This is a genomic window from Streptomyces sp. NPDC054796 (assembly GCF_053611545.1).
This window is the reverse complement of sequence record NZ_JBSHAO010000052.1, coordinates 1-13,823: the sequence shown is the minus strand read 5'-3', so window position 1 is coordinate 13,823 and position 13,823 is coordinate 1. Positions and strand designations below refer to the sequence as shown.

The 13,823-nt window shown below is 71.7% G+C and carries 15 protein-coding genes; 8 read left to right on the top strand and 7 right to left on the bottom strand.

Annotated features, from left to right (window positions below):
- Positions 1 to 131 precede the first annotated feature (131 nt).
- Positions 132 to 746 carry a hypothetical protein gene (locus ACWGJ2_RS31865; protein ID WP_453349772.1) on the bottom strand — a complete coding sequence of 205 codons (615 nt, stop codon included), beginning with the start codon at positions 744 to 746 and terminating at the stop codon, positions 132 to 134.
- Positions 747 to 1,139: 393 nt separating this feature from the next.
- On the opposite strand from ACWGJ2_RS31865, the gene ACWGJ2_RS31860 reads away from it, so the two are divergent.
- The 3 genes from ACWGJ2_RS31860 (at position 1,140) to ACWGJ2_RS31850 (ending at position 3,975) form a co-directional block, all read left to right on the top strand.
- Positions 1,140 to 1,334 (top strand): hypothetical protein, encoded by a 195-nt coding sequence (locus ACWGJ2_RS31860; RefSeq protein WP_453349771.1) that lies wholly within the window; start codon positions 1,140 to 1,142, stop codon positions 1,332 to 1,334.
- 344 nt (positions 1,335 to 1,678) lie between these two features.
- Positions 1,679 to 3,160, top strand: a complete 1,482-nt coding sequence (locus ACWGJ2_RS31855) for an NCS1 family nucleobase:cation symporter-1 (RefSeq protein ID WP_453349770.1) — start codon at positions 1,679 to 1,681, stop codon at positions 3,158 to 3,160.
- An 86-nt stretch (positions 3,161 to 3,246) separates the two neighbouring features.
- Positions 3,247 to 3,975, top strand: a complete 729-nt coding sequence (locus ACWGJ2_RS31850; protein WP_453349769.1) for an aspartate/glutamate racemase family protein — start codon at positions 3,247 to 3,249, stop codon at positions 3,973 to 3,975.
- A 30-nt stretch (positions 3,976 to 4,005) separates the two neighbouring features.
- Here the strand turns inward: ACWGJ2_RS31850 and ACWGJ2_RS31845 are convergent, their stop codons facing one another.
- Positions 4,006 to 4,194, bottom strand: coding sequence for a hypothetical protein (locus tag ACWGJ2_RS31845; protein WP_453349768.1), 189 nt, complete (start codon positions 4,192 to 4,194; stop codon positions 4,006 to 4,008).
- A 307-nt stretch (positions 4,195 to 4,501) separates the two neighbouring features.
- Between ACWGJ2_RS31845 and ACWGJ2_RS31840 the strand changes: the two genes are divergently transcribed.
- Positions 4,502 to 5,251 carry a peptidoglycan recognition protein family protein gene (locus ACWGJ2_RS31840; RefSeq protein WP_453349767.1) on the top strand — a complete coding sequence of 250 codons (750 nt, stop codon included), beginning with the start codon at positions 4,502 to 4,504 and terminating at the stop codon, positions 5,249 to 5,251.
- A 27-nt stretch (positions 5,252 to 5,278) separates the two neighbouring features.
- Here the strand turns inward: ACWGJ2_RS31840 and ACWGJ2_RS31835 are convergent, their stop codons facing one another.
- Positions 5,279 to 6,040, bottom strand: coding sequence for a FadR/GntR family transcriptional regulator (locus tag ACWGJ2_RS31835; RefSeq protein ID WP_453349766.1), 762 nt, complete (start codon positions 6,038 to 6,040; stop codon positions 5,279 to 5,281).
- Positions 6,041 to 6,269: 229 nt separating this feature from the next.
- Between ACWGJ2_RS31835 and leuA the strand changes: the two genes are divergently transcribed.
- Positions 6,270 to 8,087: a 2-isopropylmalate synthase gene (leuA, locus tag ACWGJ2_RS31830; protein WP_453349765.1), complete on the top strand. Its 1,818-nt coding sequence runs from the start codon at positions 6,270 to 6,272 to the stop codon at positions 8,085 to 8,087.
- A gap of 64 nt (positions 8,088 to 8,151) precedes the next feature.
- On the opposite strand, the gene ACWGJ2_RS31825 is transcribed toward leuA, so the two are convergent.
- The 4 genes from ACWGJ2_RS31825 to ACWGJ2_RS31810 form a co-directional block, all read right to left on the bottom strand.
- Positions 8,152 to 8,892: an SGNH/GDSL hydrolase family protein gene (locus ACWGJ2_RS31825; RefSeq protein ID WP_453349764.1), complete on the bottom strand. Its 741-nt coding sequence runs from the start codon at positions 8,890 to 8,892 to the stop codon at positions 8,152 to 8,154.
- Complete coding sequence (locus ACWGJ2_RS31820) at positions 8,889 to 9,602, bottom strand: acyltransferase (protein WP_453349763.1); 714 nt, start codon at positions 9,600 to 9,602, stop codon at positions 8,889 to 8,891. Before ACWGJ2_RS31820 ends, ACWGJ2_RS31825 begins: the two co-directional genes overlap by 4 nt.
- Positions 9,603 to 9,806: 204 nt before the next feature.
- Positions 9,807 to 11,018: a cytochrome P450 gene (locus tag ACWGJ2_RS31815; protein ID WP_453349762.1), complete on the bottom strand. Its 1,212-nt coding sequence runs from the start codon at positions 11,016 to 11,018 to the stop codon at positions 9,807 to 9,809.
- A 106-nt stretch (positions 11,019 to 11,124) separates the two neighbouring features.
- A complete protein-coding gene (locus tag ACWGJ2_RS31810) occupies positions 11,125 to 11,319 on the bottom strand; it encodes a ferredoxin (RefSeq protein ID WP_453349761.1) in 195 nt (64 codons plus the stop codon).
- Positions 11,320 to 11,581: 262 nt separating this feature from the next.
- Between ACWGJ2_RS31810 and ACWGJ2_RS31805 the strand changes: the two genes are divergently transcribed.
- The 3 genes from ACWGJ2_RS31805 (at position 11,582) to ACWGJ2_RS31795 (ending at position 13,712) form a co-directional block, all read left to right on the top strand.
- On the top strand, positions 11,582 to 12,043 hold the full coding sequence (locus ACWGJ2_RS31805; RefSeq protein ID WP_453349760.1) for a MarR family winged helix-turn-helix transcriptional regulator: 462 nt from the start codon (positions 11,582 to 11,584) through the stop codon (positions 12,041 to 12,043).
- 236 nt (positions 12,044 to 12,279) lie between these two features.
- Positions 12,280 to 13,131 carry a hypothetical protein gene (locus tag ACWGJ2_RS31800; RefSeq protein WP_453349759.1) on the top strand — a complete coding sequence of 284 codons (852 nt, stop codon included), beginning with the start codon at positions 12,280 to 12,282 and terminating at the stop codon, positions 13,129 to 13,131.
- Positions 13,132 to 13,244: 113 nt separating this feature from the next.
- Complete coding sequence (locus ACWGJ2_RS31795) at positions 13,245 to 13,712, top strand: DUF4334 domain-containing protein (protein WP_453349758.1); 468 nt, start codon at positions 13,245 to 13,247, stop codon at positions 13,710 to 13,712.
- Positions 13,713 to 13,823 lie beyond the last annotated feature (111 nt).

Genomic DNA, 13,823 nt, shown 5'->3' with positions numbered 1-13,823 from the left:
GCGAGACCCGCTGAACGGGATCCGTTCAGCGGGTCGCTGCGCGCCGGCTGGTGGGGCCTGACGGGGCAGGGGCCGGGCCCCACCGGCTGTCCGGAGAGCGCGCTCACCTCAACGCGCCGCGAGGCCGGGGGTCAGGCGTTGATGGTGAAGCTGCCGTCGTAGGCCGCCTTGCGCAGACCGCCGGTGAAGCTCTGGGCGGCGCAGTTGATGCCCTCCCTGAGCAGATCGACCTTGAACTTGCCGTGCACCTTGCCGCCGAGGAAGGCGCCGTCGGTGACATTGCCGTCGATCGTGGCGCTGTTGAACATCTGGCCGGTGATGGTCAGCGAGAGGCTGCTCTTGAGGGTCTGGCCGTCCTTGGTCTTCCAGGTGACCGTGCCGGAGCCGGTGGCGGGCGTGGAGGAGCCGCCGATCTCGCAGGACATGGGGACGTTGAAGGCGCCGTTGAAGGTGGCGGTGGCGATCTCCGCGCCCTCGGCCGTGCTGCCGGTGCAGGAGTGGTCCTGCCCGGTGTACTGGACGTTGGTGTCGCGCGGCACTGGGACGGGGAGCAGGCCGGGGGAGAACTCGGCGGTGCCGCCCGCCTGGCAGGAGACGTTCGCGGGTGCGGCTGCCTGGGGGACGGCTGCCTGGGATGTGGCGGGTGCCGCGGCCTGAGCGGTGGGGACGGTGAGAACCGCAGCGGAGACAGCGGCGGCGGTGGCCAGGAGGCGGCTGACGGTACATCGACGGGGGGACATGCTCATGCGAGAACCCTTTCGGGACGTGGAACGTGCGATGTGGTACGCGTGCCACGACTACGGAACGTGATGAACGCATCACCGTGCAATATCCGGAAAGGGCTTCTCACCTGTACGGATGAGCGCGAATCGTTTTTTCGACGGGTGCGGTACACAGGTCGCCCCCCTGGCAGGACCCCGCCGGGCATGTGTCCGTGGCCGCGTCGTACCACTGTCCACTGCCGCCTGGACGCTTCGAACTTCAGTGTCATACGGGGCGGTTGAGGCCCCCGTTCCGGGGCAGACGACCTGGCGATTGTTTTGTCATGTGCAGGGACAGGGGGAGACATGTCGTATCCGAGTGGCCCAGGTCAGCCGCCGCAACAGCCGCCGCGGGGTGACTCCAACACACTGAGCATCGTGGGGATCGTCCTGGGGTGCATCGCGCTCATCTTCTGCCCGCCCGGCTTCGGCATCGCGGGCATCGTCTGCGGCGTGGTCGCCAAGAACAAGGGCGAGCGGCTCGCGACCACGGCGATCGGGGTGTCCATCGCCGGGCTGGTCGTCGGCATGATCATCGGGCTGATGTTCTTCCAGGGGATGTACGGCGGCTGATCCCCGGCCGTCGCGCCGTCGTGCCGTCGCACCGTCGCGCCGAGCGCACCGCGGGCCCCCGTCCCGAGCCGGACGGGGGCCCGCGGTGCGTCCGGATAAGGGCGGGAGCGGGCATTCCGGCCGGTCATGGGCGGTTGGTCCGCATGATCGAAGTCATCGTCCCGTACCTCTTGACGGTGGGCCCCGGCGAAAACTACGTTCTGGATTCGCGCGGAATTTACTTTCCAGTTTATGGAAACCCTCACCCATCACCGTCGCCGAAGCCTGCGGTGCGCCCCCTCATCATGAGCGTGGTCATCACGGGACCTCGCCGCGACCCCTAGCGGAAACTCGGGGGCAGTTTGATGACTGCTGTGGATGACCGGTCGCACGCGGAAGCCACCAGCACCGCCAGTTCTGTCCTGTACACCTACGATCTGGCCCCCACGAAGAAGGAGGGGCGCCGCTGGGGCACGTACAACGTCTTCACGCTCTGGGCCAACGACGCGCACAGCCTCGGCAACTACGCCTTCGCCATCGGCCTCTTCGCGCTCGGCCTGAGCGTGTGGGGCATTCTGCTGGCCTTCGCGCTCGCCTCCGTGCTGCTCTTCCTGCTGCTGACGTTGTCCGGCTACATGGGGCAGAAGACCGGTGTCCCCTTCCCGGTGATGAGCCGTATCGCCTTCGGCATCAGGGGCGCGAAGATACCGGCGCTCGTCCGTGGCGGGGTCGCCATCGCCTGGTTCGGCATCCAGACCTACCTCGCCTCGGCCGTGCTGAAGTCCCTCCTCGTGGCGATGGCACCAGGGCTCAAGCCGCTCGACGAGCACACGGCCCTGGGCCTCTCCGCGCTCGGCTGGATCACCTTCCTGGTGCTGTGGGCGCTCCAGGTGGTCATCGTCAGCTACGGCATGCAGGTCATCCGCCGCTACATGGCCTTCGCGGCACCCACCACCCTGATCACCATGTGCGCGCTCGCGGTGTGGATGTTCGTGCGCGCCGACGGCTCCATCGCGTTCTCCACCGACTCCCCGCTCACCGGCGGCGCGATGTGGCTCCAGGTCCTCCAGGGCGCGGCGCTGTGGGTCGTGATCTACGGGACGTTCGTGCTGAACTTCTGCGACTTCACCCGGTCGGCCAAGAGCCGCGGCTCCATCGTCCGCGGCAACATCATCGGCATCCCCGTGAACATGCTTTTCTTCGCCCTCATCGCGGTGGTGCTCAGCGGGGCGCAGTTCAAGCTCGACGGGCGGATCATCACCAGCCCCACCGACATCGTCCAGACGATCCCGAACACCTTCCTGCTCGCGGTGGCCTCGATCGCCCTCGTCGCGCTGACGGTCGCGGTGAACCTGCTGGCCAACTTCGTGGCACCGATCTACGCGCTCGTCGACCTCTTCCCGCGCAAGCTGAACTTCCGCAGGGCCGGGCTGGTCAGCGCCCTCATCGGGCTGGTGATCCTCCCCTGGAACCTCTACAACAGCCCGCTGGTCGTCAACTACTTCCTCGGCGGGCTCGGCGCGCTGCTGGGGCCGCTCTTCGGCGTGATCATGGCGGACTACTGGCTACTGCGGAAGTCCAAGGTCAATGTCCCCGACCTCTACAACGAGGACCCGCACGGCGACTACCACTACCGCCGCGGCTACAACCCCCGCGCCGTCTGGGCCTTCGTGCCCGCCGCCGGCATCGCCGTCGTCCTCGCGCTGGTGCCCTACTTCAAGCCCGTCGCCGGGTTCTCCTGGTTCATCGGCGCCTTCGCCGGTGCGGCGATCTACGCGCTGATCGCGGACCGCACCTCCGCGTACCGCGACGTGGACGGCGAGGCCATCGCCGTCGCCGCCGAATGAGCCGTCGAGCCGTCGAACGATCCGCCGGACGAGCCGCTGAAAGCCCCCGGTCATCCGCTCGCCCGGGAACCCAGGAAGGTCGAACCATGCGCATCCTCGTCGTCAACGTGAACACCACCGCCTCCATCACCGAGTCGATCGGCCGACAGGCCCGGAGCGTGGCGTCACCGGACACCGAGATCGTCCCGCTGACCCCGCACTTCGGTGCGGAGTCCGTCGAGGGCAACTACGAGAGCTACCTGGCCGCGGTCTCGGTCATGGAGGCCGTCCGCGCCCACCCCGAGCCGTTCGACGCCGTCATCCAGGCGGGATACGGCGAGCACGGCAGGGAAGGGCTCCAGGAACTGCTCGACGTCCCCGTCGTCGACATCACCGAGGCTGCCGCCACCACGGCCCAGTTCCTCGGCCGCACCTACTCGGTCGTCACCAGCCTGGACCGCACCGTCCCGCTGATCGAGGACCGGCTGCTGACGGCGGGGCTCAGCGCCCGGTGCGCCTCCGTGCGCGCGAGCGGGCTGGCCGTGCTCGACCTGGAGCGGGACGAGAAGGCCGCCGTCGACGCGATCGTCGAGGAGGCGGCCCGCGCCGTGGAGACCGACCGGGCCGAGGTGATCTGCCTCGGCTGCGGGGGCATGTCGGGCCTGGCGGAGCGCGTGACCGAACGCACCGGCGTCCCCGTCGTGGACGGGGTCACGGCCGCCGTGACCGTCGCCGAGTCCCTCGTGCGCCTGGGGCTCTCGACCTCGAAGGTGCGGACGTACGCGGCGCCCCGCCCCAAGACCATCGCCAACTGGCCCCCGCGCCCGGGCGCCTGACCCGGCCCCCGGCCTTCCGGGTCCGCCGGCTCAGCGCTCGCCGCTCGCGGTGTCCTCGTCGCCGCCCGAAGCGCGGGAGCGGAAGCGCCCGAGCGTGGCGGTACCCGCGACGACCAGGCCGACGGCGGCGACCTTCGCAGCCGAGTAGTAGGTCGTCGTCGCGTCCTCCGGCGTGCCGGGCAGCCCGAGGAAGAGCCACAGGACCGCGACGATCCCCACGACGACGAGGCCGACGGACCCCGACCGGGCCGATTCCCCACCACCAGGGAGCGTCGGGGTGGTGGTGGTCTTCTTCGACGGGCCGCTGCTGCGCCTTGTCGGTCATGCCGGGGTCTCCTGCCGGGGGTGTGACGGGTGGTTCTTCTGAGGTGACGGCGTCCGGACCCGAACGGTTGCGGACGGCTCCCCTGGCGCGGTGATCTCTGCCGTGACCGGCGGTTTTGTCCGACGGGGCGGCCGGGCGCCGTCACCCGAACGGAGTCGTTCACCTGTGCAGGTGTCCCCCGGGCGGCGCACGGTGGGGCGCATGCGGCCATCCAGAGTCGCGGTCGCCATGGCCCTGCCGCTTGTGCTGCTGGTGACGTGCGACGCATCCATGCGAAACGCGGCCCGGGAGCACCGTCGTCCCGGGTCCGAGTCAACGTCTGCCATACCCCGCCCGCACATCGTCTCGCGGGCGGCGTGGCACGCGGACGAGGACGTCGTCCGCGAGCGCGCCTCCTACACACACGGTGTGCGGGCGGCATTCATCCACCACACCGACCACGAGAACGACTACGACTGCGCCGACTCGCCCGCCCTGCTGCGCGCCCTCCAGGAGGACCACGTGGGCAGGGGATGGGACGACATCGGCTACAACTTCGTCGTGGACCGCTGCGGCAACGTCTACGAGGGCCGCTCCGGCGGTGTGAACCGCCCGGTCAGGGGTGCCCACACCATGGGCTTCAACGACGACAGCATCGGCATCGCCCTCCTCGGCACCTTCGAGGAGGGCATGAAGGTGCCCGACGCGGCGCTGACGGCGGTGGCCGAGGTCATCGCCTGGAAGCTGCGCCCCGGCGTGGACCCGCACGGCAGGACCCGGATGGTCTCCCGCAGCGACCAGAGCCGGGTCGACAAGGACACCTCGGCGAGCTTCGACGTCGTGTCGGGGCACCGCGACGCGTACGAGACCGACTGCCCAGGCGACGCGCTTTACGCGAAGCTGCCCGAACTGCGCGACAAGGTCGCCCGCCTCCAGCGCGGCCACCTCCGCGCCGAAGCCTCCGGGGGCTGAGGGGCTGGGCCGCCGCCGCCCGCGGGCCTACGGCGCGGCGGGGGAGGCGTCCGTGATGTGCGTTCCCGGGTCCTGGGCTCCCGGGTCCTGGGCTCTCGTGTCCGGGGCGCGCAGGGTGGCGAGCGTGGCGGCCAGCTCCTCCTGGAGGGTGCGCGCCGCGTCCTCCTCGTCGCCCCGGCACACGGCGTCCACGAGCGCGGCGTGCGCGGCGTCGCCGTGGTTGGTGTCCCGCTCGCGCAGCCCGGTCAGCTTCAGCAGCTCGATCAGGCCGCCCCGCAGCACCGGCACGAACTCGGCGAACAGATCGGTGAGCACCGGGTTGTGGGCAGCGGTCACGACGGCGGCGTGCAGCGCGATGTCGGCGTCCACGAACGCGGTGTCGTCGGCGTGGGACGCCGTCCGGCGCGCCTCGACGGCCGCTTCGAGGGCGGCGCGGTCCTCGTCGGTGCGCCGCTGCGCGGCCAGCCGGGCCGCCTGCACCTCGACGAGCATCCGCACTTCGTAGACGTCGGCGAGCGCCGCGCGGCGCAGCCGGTCGGGCCACTCCTCGGCGGGCCGGGTGGCGGTGACGAAGACGCCCGCGCCCTGGCGGGCGCGCACCAGCCCCGCGCTGGACAGCGCGCGCAGTGCCTCGCGGACCGTCGAGCGGCCGACGCCCAGCTCGTCGGCCAGTGTCGTCTCGCTCGGCAACTTGGCGCCGACGGGCCATGTGCCGCCCTCGATCTCGCCGCGCAGCCGCTCTATGACCCGCTCCACCAGGGGGCTCGGGCGGACGGTGCCGAGGGGCACGCCGCTCACCTCCGTCTCGTCGTCGTCTCGTTGTTGCGTCGTCGCGTCATCGCGGTCCGTGACCCAGTAACTTGTCTGAGGACCTGATGTGTGCCTAGTCTACCGGCCATGATGCCGCGTGCGCTTCTCCTCCTCGGTTGCCGCGGCGGGGTCTGACCGACCGGCGCCCCGCCGTGGGTGCTCGGGCATTGCTGGTCGCCCACCGAACCCGAGGAAGGCCCTTCCCGTCATGACGCCCACGTTCCCCACGTCCCCCGTGGCCCCGGTGGCCTCCCACCGCTTTCCCGCCCTCCGGACCCCCGAAGGACCGCTCCCCGCGGACGCGCCGTCCTGGAACCCGCAGCGCCCCAGCGCGATGCCGAGCCACCGCTACCGCTCCGTCTACGACAGGACCGACGTGCCGCTGACCGGCCGCCGGTGGCCCGAAGCGCGCCTGGAGCGGGCCCCGCTGTGGGTGCCCGTCGATCTGCGGGACGGCAACCAGGCCCTGGCCGAGCCGATGGACACCCCGCGCAAACGCCGCATGTTCGACCTGCTCGTCGCCATGGGGTTCAAGGAGATCGAGGTCGCCTACCCGTCCGCGAGCCGAACCGACTTCGACTTCGTGCGTCACCTGGCCACCAGCGGCGCCGTTCCCGACGACGTCACCGTCTCGGTCTTCACGCCCGCCCGCACCGACCTGATCGACCGTACCTTCGAGGCCGTCGAGGGACTGCCGCGCGCCCTCGTCCATCTCTACATCCCCACCGCGCCCACCTGGCGCGACGTGGTCCTCGGGCGCAGCCGCGCCGAAGTCCTCGGGGTGGTCGAGGAGGCCGCCACGCACATGGCGCGTCTGGCCGCCGCCAGGCCGGGCGCCGACATCCGCTTCGAGTTCTCGCCCGAGGTCTTCGTCCTCACCGAGCCCGACTTCGTCCTGGAGGTCTGCGACACCGTCACAGGACTGTGGGACGCGTCGCCCGACCGCCCGGTGGTGCACAACCTGCCCGCCACCGTCGAGGTCGCCACCCCCAACGTCTACGCCGACCAGATCGAGTACATGCACCGCCACCTGGACCGGCGCGACTCCGTCATCCTCTCCGTGCATCCGCACAACGACCGGGGCACGGGCGTGGCCTGCGCCGAACTCGCCGTGCTGGCGGGCGCGCAGCGCGTCGAGGGCTGCCTGTTCGGCAACGGGGAGCGCACCGGCAACGTCGACCTGGTCACCCTCGCCCTCAACCTCCACGCACAGGGCGTCGACCCGATGGTCGACTTCTCGGACATCGACGCGGTGCGCGACACCGTCACCGACTGTGTGAGGCTGCCCGTGCACCCCCGGCACCCCTACGGCGGCGACCTCGTCCACACCGCCTTCTCCGGCACCCACCAGGACGCCATCAGCAAGGGGCTGGCCCACCACACCGAAAGTGCCCGCGCGCTCGGCGTCCCCGAGGAGGAGGCGCCGTGGGCCGTGCCGTATCTGCCCATCGACCCCAAGGACATCGGGCGTTCCTACGAGGCGGTCATCCGCGTCAACAGCCAGTCGGGCAAGGGCGGCATCGCCCACCTGCTCCAGGCACACCACGGCCTGGACCTGCCCCGGGCGCTGCGCGCCGAGTTCTCCCGGGTGGTGCAGCACTCGACGGACACCGGAGGAACGGAGGTCACGCCCGACGAGCTGTGGGACCTGTTCCGCGCCACCTACCTCGACCCCGGCCACCGGGGACCGGTCGTCCTGGACTCCTTCCGCACCGAGAAAGTGAGCGAGGGCAAGCACCGGTTCACCTGCGAACTGACCACGGCCGGCGGTGAGAGCAAGGGCGCGTACGAGGGGTTGGGCAACGGCCCGTTGGCGGCCTTCTCCGCGGCGCTCGGCGCGGCGGGCACACCGGTGGACATCCTCGACTACACCGAGCACGCGACCACCACAGGCCCCGACAGCCCGGCCACGGCCTATGTGCGGTGCCGTGTCGGCGAACGGACCGTCTGGGGCGCGGGGCAGGACACGTCGGTCCTCACCGCCTCCGTCCGTGCGGTCACGGCGGCGGTGAACCGCGCCCGCTGACCGGCCGCTTCACGGACCCGTCGGCCCGTCGTCCGCAGTGGCGGCGGGCCCGCCGGGTCAGCCGTCAGTCGTCCGCTGGACTCTTCGCCTCCGGCGCGATGGCGTCCAGCACCGGATACGGGCGCGGATAGCGGGCGCCGAGCCCGTACACGTCGGCCAGCCGGTCGGCGAACGCGGCGGCGATGCGCACCTCGCCGTCGGGGTTGGGGTGGGTGCCGTCCCAACTGTGTTCGGCCGCCCGGAACTCCCTCGCGGTGTCCGCCACGACGAGCGACTCCTCGGCGGCGACGGCCCGGACGCGGTCGTTGACCGCGTCGACCTTCGCGGCGAAGTCCGGTTCGTCCAGGGCCTTCCTGGTCTCCATGACGGTGCCCACGAGGATGCGCAGGTCCGGCGCGGCGCGGCGCGCGTTGGTGACGAACTCGCGGAGGTTGTCGGCGAACCGGGGCGGCTCGACGCCGTACCAGAACAGGTCGTTGATGCCGAGCAGGACCAGCAGGTAGTCGGGCGTGTACTCGGCGACCTTCTCCTCGATCACGTCCTTCTCGGTCACATAGGGGCGGCCCCACTGCGCGTCGTGGTCGCGGTCGAAGTCCGGGTCCGCGTACGTCTCGTCGTCGTCCCCCACCTCCGCGGTGCGGATGTTGTCGAGGGTGTCCTTCGGGCCGACGAGGTCGACGCTGACCCCGTGGTTCCTGAGGTGCTTCCAGAAGCGGTAGCGCCACGTCCAGTCGCCGCTGCTGCCATGGCTCAGGGAATCCCCGACGATCATGATGGGGATGTCGCCCTCGGGTGGTTTCTTCACGGTGCCTCCTCGGGGTCGGGGCATCGGCCGGGGTTCGCGGCGGTCTCCTCACGGGTGGCGGAGACCGCGTGCCAGCCGCGTCCCGGGGTGTAGCGGCGGACGATTCGGGCCGGGACACCGGCGATGACGCAGTGGTCGGGGAATCTCCCGCGCACGACCGCGCCACCCGCCACGACGACATTGCGGCCGAGCCGGGTGCCGGGCAGCACGATCGCGCCCGTACCCACCCAGCACCCGTCACCGATGACCACCCGGCTGTTGACCGGGGGCTGTCCGCCGATGGGCCGCCGAGGGTCGGCGTAGGTGTGGTTCTGGTCCGTCACGTACACGTACGGGCCGAGGAGCACATGATCCCCGATCGCGATGGACTTGTGGCCCACGACGTGGCTGCCCCGCCCGATGGAGCAGTGTCCGCCGATGTCGACGACGGTGCCGGGGCCGAGGTCCTGGCCAGGGGCGAACCCCGCGGAGATGCTGACCTGCGCCCCCACCAGGGTGTGCTCGCCGATCGCGATGCACTGTTCCCCGAAGATCGCTCCGGGCGGGAAGGCGATGCACGCGCCCTCGCCGAGGTGCGCGAAGCGGAGCCGCGCCGGGCGGGCGGCCGATATCCTCCCGTGCTTCTCGGCCTGTGCCCAGAGGAACTGGACGGCGTCACAGGCGTACCGGCGCACCCGTTCCGCGAACCGGGTCGTTGCGGCTGCTGACATGCGAACGGTTATGCCCTTTGCCCGTGCATGCCAACAGGGAACGGGGCTGTCCGGCCGCGATATGGCCCCTTCGGGGGGCGCGGGGAGGCGGTCGTTTCGCACGCGCGCTTCACCGGTGAACGCGCGGCCGGTTCCCGGACCCGGGAGCCTCGAGGTCCCGGGCCCGGGCGGTCACCCCGGAGGGCCGCTCGGCCGTTCAGCCGCTCACCACGCGACGGGCAGCTCGTGCACCCCGTAGACGGCCATGTCGTCGCGGAACGGGATCTCGTCCAGCGGCCGGTCCAGGCGCAGCCCGGGGAAGCGCCGGAGCAGCGCGGGGTAGGCGAGCTGGAGTTCGGCGCGGGCGAGGTTCTGGCCCAGGCACTGGTGAGGTCCCGAGCCGAAGGCCAGATGGCCGCGTGCCTGCCGGTCCACGTCCAGCCTGTCGGGGTCCCCGAAGACCTCGGGGTCGCGGTTGGCCAGGTCGGCTGCGCAGATCACCGCGTCACCGGCCCGGACGAGCTGCCCTCCGATCTCGATGTCCTCCGTGGCGGTCCGCCGCCGTCCCATGTGCGTGATGGTCAGATAGCGCAGCAGCTCCTCGACCGCGCCCGCCACCCGCTCAGGCCCGCCGTCGCGTACGGCGGCGAGCTGGTCCGGGTTCCTGAGCAGCGCGCACGTGCCGAGAGCGATCATGTTGGCCGTCGTCTCGTGCCCGGCCACGAGCAGCAGCCGCGCCTGCTTGGCGCACTCGTCGAGGGTGCTCTGTCCGGCGGCGTACTGCTGGGTGGCCATGCGGCTGAGCAGGTCGTCGCCCGGCTGCCGCGCCTTCGCCGCGACGAGGGCGCTGAGATAGTCCGTCAGCTCCTGGGAGGCGGCGAGCGCGTCCTCCGGGGTGCTGCGGGTGTCGACGATGACGGCGCTGGCCCGTTGGAAGAAGCCGTGGTCCTCGTAGGGGACGCCCAGGAGTTCGCAGATGACCAGAGAGGGCAGCGGCAGGGCGAAGCCGGTGACCAGGTCGGCCGGTGGCCCGGCCTCCTCCATGGCGTCCAGCAGCTCGGTGACGATGCGCTCGATGCGCGGACGCATGGCCTGCATCCGCTTGACGGTGAAGTCCCCGGTGAACCGGCGCCGCTGTGCGGCGTGTTCGGGCTCGTCCATGGTGAGGAACGTGCGGTTGTGGGCCCTCGTGGCCTCTCCGGCCGCGCTGATGCTCGGGTATCCGGGGCGCCTGTTGTCGGCGCTGATGCGGGGGTCGCGCAGGACCGCGACCTGGTCCGAGTGCCGGGTCACCAGCCACGCCGTGGACCCGTTCCACAGCGACACACGTGCCAGTGGCCCCTCCTCGCGCAGCCGGCTCGTCGTCGGAGGGGGATCGAAGGGGCAGCCTGACGCGCGGCGTGTGGTGAAGGCGGGAGCGGTGGGCGCTTCGGTCATCGTCGTCCTTCCACGGTGGTGCGGGGTGCTTCGAGGTGGCCGGGGGATGGTCCGGGCCGGTCCGATCCGGACCGGAGGGGCTGGCCGGGGCACGCGCCTCCGCGCGTCAAGAGGAGAGCGCGATGGCCGCGGCCGGACAGAGCTGGGCGGCTTCCCGGACCGCAGGGTGGGTCTCCTCGGGCGGTGCCTCGTCCAGGACGACGACGATGCCGTCCTCGTCGCGCTGGTCGAACACCTCGGGCGCTGCCAGGACGCACTGTCCGGCACCGCAGCACTTGTCGGTCTCCACGGTGATCCGCATGTCGGTCTCCTCAGGGGGGATCGGGAGAACGGGAGACGTGTTACTTAACAAAAGTAACTACGTGCTGCCGACGGTAGCAGCGCGAGCGGCCCGCGAGAATCCCCGCGTACGTGTATGGGGCATGTTTCTGGCCACCGGCCCGCACGCGCGACCCGGACGGGACTCCGACGACACCCCCTGGCCCCGCCGGCGCCCGCCGCACGGGCCCGTGACCTCGGTACACGAAGGCTCGACACCGGGCGCCGTACGGCATCATCGGGGCGTGGACCACTCCGACTCGCCCCGCCCGACGCCGATGGCGGGGCTCTACGACTCGCTCTCGGCGCTCGCCTACGTCATGACCGGCAACCAGGCCCACTCACGCCTGCGTTCCGAGTCGGGCCTCACCGTGGACCGCGGCGCCCTCGCCCTGCTGCGGGCGCTGGCGCGGGCCGGTGAGCCGCTGCGCATGGGGGAGTTGGCCGAAAGACTGATGGTCAAGGCGCCCCACGTCACGCGCGAGGTCCGCCGTCTGGAGGAGCGCGGGCTCGTGGAGACAGCGCCCGAGCCCGGCGATCAGCGGGTGCGCCGCGCGGCGATCACCCACGAAGGCAGGGAGGCCGTGGCCCGCGCCGAGGAGACGGGACGGCAGTGGCTCACCGACGCGCTGGGGGACTTCTCCGCCGACGAGCTGCGGACGACGGCCGTGGTCATCGACCGCATCGTCGACACGTACCGGCGCTGACGCACCGGGACCCGGGACCCGGGACTGGGGGACCGGGGACCCGGGACCCGGGGCCCCGCGCCCCCCTCAGCCCCGGTACCTCCGCCGGACGCCTCCCGGCGCCGTGGGCTTGTCAGTGGTGCGTGCGACGCTGAGGAAAAGGGACCGGCACCCCGTGGAGAGGGCACAGCGGCGGGGCCGCCGGGGCGGGGGAGACGGCCCGGTGGCGGGCCGGGCCGAGAGGAGGCTGAGGTGCCGTGAACGGAGCACGGAGCTGGGCCGAAGCGGGCGGGCGCGGTCTGACGGGTGCCCAGCGGCGGGCCCTGCGCGATGCCGATCCCCGCACGGGCGAGCTGCACGGCCATCCCGCCACCCTGGCCAAACTCGTCGGATACGGCCTCGCGCGCACCTACGGGCCGCGCCGCGCCCGCTATCTCACCCCCACCGGGTGGGAGATGCGCACCAGCCTGCTGCGCTCGGGCGGCGCTGACCGGGGCGGGGGAGGGGGCGAGCGGGGCGCGGGTGCGGGGGCGGGACGCGCGGGGCGGGGCGGATCCGGGGACACGGCCCGTAGCGGGGGCTTCGTCGCGACGACGGGGGACGAGCGCGTGGACGGCCCCCGGGAGGCGGACCAGGAAACGGCTCCGGACGCCGCGGCGGCGCACGCGGCGGCAGCCGCGCGGGCCTGGGAGCAACTGCTGGAGATCCGCCGCATCACCAACACGGACCTGCCCGCGCCCCTGGAGGTCCCCGCCGAGTGGGAACGGCACCGCATGGTCCACGCCGTGGCCCTCGCGCTGGAAGCCGCCGGTGTCCCGCCCGCGGCCCGCGCGGCGGGCGGGCGCTTCACACGGGAGGGGTACCGCGTGACGGATCCGCCGGAGCCGGCAGCGCGTGGCGCGGTGCGGGTCGAGTGGCGCACGGCCGCCGGACCGGCCGCTCCGGCGCCGGGCCCCGGGCCGGGGCCGCCTGCCGGGCTGGCGCTGTGCGCGCGGGAGCTGGAGGCGCGGGGCTGGACCACGGAGCGGTATCTCGACGCCGGACGCCGCCCGTATCTCGTCGTCGCCCCACGCTCCGCCACGTACCCCGCGCCCGCACCCCGTACATGACATGCACCATCCCTGGGGAAGGCTGAAAACCGTGCCGATGCCCGGCAGTATGTGCGAGGGCGGCGGCAGCCGATGGCACCGGTCGTCGGCGGTGACGAGAAGGAGCAGTCCAGATGAACCTCGCAGAGGCACGCGCCCGCTTCACCGCGCTCAGGACAGCCGAAGGCCCCGTCTCCACCGACGAACTGGACCGGATCTGGGCCGCGTTGGAGACCGTGCGGCCGGAAGAGATCCTGGGCGCCTGGAAGGGGGACGAGTTCCGCACGGGCCATCAGCTGAACGGCAGCCTCGCCAAGATCGGCTGGTACGGCAAGACCTTCCACTCCGTCATGGACGCCAAGCCGCTGATGTGCCGAGACGCCGAGGGCGAGCTGTACTCCGACACCAGGACGGGCAAGGGCGAGGCCAGCCTGTGGATGGTCGAGTTCCGCGGCGAGTCGACGGCGACCATGGTCTACGACGGTCAGCCCGTCCTCGACCACTTCAAGCGGGTCGACGCGAACACGCTCATGGGCATCATGAACGGCAAGGGCACGCTCGACGGAGGGCGGCACTACTACTTCCTCCTCGAACAGGTCTGAGCACACGCCCACGGCACCCCGTTATGTTTTTCGTGGTCCTGTAAGAGGGCCGCTGGCCTCCGGGCCCGGCATGACTTTTGCCCCCTGTCGCACGGATGACCTGGGGGGTGG